Below are 1,409 nucleotides of genomic sequence, written 5' to 3'. Positions count from 1 at the left end.
CTAGTACTGCAACGGTCTTTGCCGTGACTGCTGGCCAGCTCAGTCGTTGGTGTGGTTATGGGTGGGGACCTTGCTGGTGTCATGCTGTGGGCCGGTGAACTGGACGCTCTGCATGAGCGGTTCGTGCACCGGTTCAACCGGGAGGAGCCGCGTCAGTCGGCGCTGGCTTACATGCGTGGGCTGATCGCTCCCTTGCAGCGCAAGAACGGCTGGACGCTGGCGGAGGAGGCCGGGCACGCGGGTCCCGATCGCATCCACCGGCTGCTGAACCGGATCGAGTGGGATGCTGATGAGGTCCTGGACGATGTGCGCGACTACGTCGTCGAACACCTCGGAGACCGGGATGCCGTCCTGATCGTCGATGACACCGGTTTCCTGAAGAAGGGCGTCCGTTCGGCCGGTGTGCAGCGGCAGTACTCCGGCACCGCGGGCCGCACCGAGAACTGCCAGATCGGCGTGTTCCTCGCCTACGCCACAGATCGCGGACGCACGCTGATCGACCGGCGGTTGTATCTGCCCACGTCCTGGACGGACGACCGGGAACGGTGCCGGCGGGCGGGCATCGACGACACGGTCGGCTTCGAGACGAAGGTGGCCATGGCCAAGGCGATGGTCCGCAGGGCCATCGCCGAGAAGATTCCGTTTGGCTGGGTGACGGCCGATGCCGCCTACGGCTTCAGCAAGGGCTGGCGGTTCGAGCTGGAGCAGGCGGACGTCTTCCACGTCATGGCCACCACCCGGCACGACACGGTTGTCACCCGATGGTCCGTCGATCACCCCGTCCACGATCTGTTTCCCGGCCTGCCGCGGCAGAAGTGGAAACGCCGTTCCTGCGGCGAAGGAGCTCACGGCCGGCGGATCTACGACTGGGCCCGCGTCGAGGTGCGGCCCTGGCACCGCGAGGACCGCCGGCACTGGGTCCTCGCCCGCCGCAGCGTGAGCAGGCCCGAGGAGATCTCCTACTACATCGCCTACTGTCCCGCCGGGACCACGCTGGACGAGCTGATCCGCATCGCGGGCAGCCGCTGGGCGGTGGAGGAATGCTTCCAGACCGCGAAGCAGGAATGCGGCCTGGACGACTACCAGGTCCGCCGCTATCCCGGCTGGCACCGCCACATGACCCTGGCCATGGCCGCCCACGCCTGCCTGACCGTTCTGCGGGCCCGGGAGCTGGACACGGAGAAAGCAGAAACGGATCCTCCCAGCTCATCCACTTCAGCCTCGCCGAAATCCGACGCCTGATCACCCGCCTCGCCAACCGCCGCCCCACCCCAGTCGACCACATCCTGCACTGGTCAACCTGGCGCCGACGACGCCAGCACCAAGCCCGCATCAGCCACTACAAACGACGCGGACACAGCCCCTGAAAACTGCCCAGCACTCAGAACAAGCACCGTTGCAGTACTAGG

1 protein-coding gene is annotated in these 1,409 nt (G+C 66.6%); it reads left to right on the top strand.

Features of this window, described 5'->3' with window-relative positions; all coding sequences use genetic code 11:
- The first annotated feature begins 57 nt into the window (after positions 1 to 57).
- A complete protein-coding gene (locus ACZ7D7_RS33945) occupies positions 58 to 1,242 on the top strand; it encodes an IS701 family transposase (RefSeq protein WP_470829399.1) in 1,185 nt (394 codons plus the stop codon).
- Positions 1,243 to 1,409 lie beyond the last annotated feature (167 nt).

Source organism: Streptomyces sp. NPDC037054, from assembly GCF_055606745.1.
The sequence above is the reverse complement of the archived record's forward strand: the minus strand, read 5'-3'. Positions and strand labels throughout refer to the sequence as shown.

Excerpts from the sequence above, each read along its gene's own strand:
- ACZ7D7_RS33945 (WP_470829399.1), top strand. The coding sequence starts at position 58 with ATGGGTGGGGACCTTGCTGGTGTCATGCTGTGGGCCGGTGAACTGGAC.